The following is a 588-nucleotide window of genomic DNA, read 5'->3' as shown; positions in this document are numbered from 1 at the left end:
CATGAAGAGGAGTGATGTGATGAACCTCGATGTAATCCTCCCCGAGGTCTCCGTACGCTTGGGCGAAGTCGAAGGCGCAGACCTCACACCGCAAAGGGAGTCCTTGACGTCGCACATGTCCGATCTTGCGGGCGCGCAGCTTGGGGTCACGCTCACGTGCGAGCGCCCGCCGGACGAGGAGGCGGCCTTCGATCGCCGACGTGCCTGTCTCGTCCACTTCGTCGTCCTGCGGCCGGATGCGGTACAGCTCGCCGGAGCCAATGGCCTCCCTGATGCTTTCCGCAGCGAGACACATGTCCGCCTCCCGCTCGTTGAAGGCCTGGATCATCAGCAGGGTGGGCTTCCCGCACCGTGTGGCCTTGCCGGCATAGGACGGGTGGTTGGTCATGAAGTCCGTCGTCTTGCGGCTCACGCTGTCCGGCGACCGGAAGCTGGGAAGGCTGCGGGCCTCTGGGGTGTGGAGTGGCAGCGAGCGGAGCAGATCAGACAGCTCATGGACCTCGGGGTCTCCCGTCCGCAGCTCACGCCAGCCGTTCTTCACCACCAGGGCCCCTGCGAGCACAAGTTCATCCTCGGTCCAGGCAGGTA

At 65.0% G+C, this 588-nt stretch carries 1 protein-coding gene; it reads right to left on the bottom strand.

Features of this window, described 5'->3' with window-relative positions:
• Window positions 1-588: HNH endonuclease (locus tag LPA54_RS35405; protein ID WP_228984685.1), on the bottom strand; the 588-nt coding region annotated here is incomplete at both ends.

It is taken from the genome of Streptomyces sp. DH12, from assembly GCF_020873895.1.
GTDB lineage: Bacteria > Actinomycetota > Actinomycetes > Streptomycetales > Streptomycetaceae > Streptomyces.
Note: the sequence above shows the minus strand (reverse complement) of the source record. Positions and strands in the feature narration are given on the sequence as shown.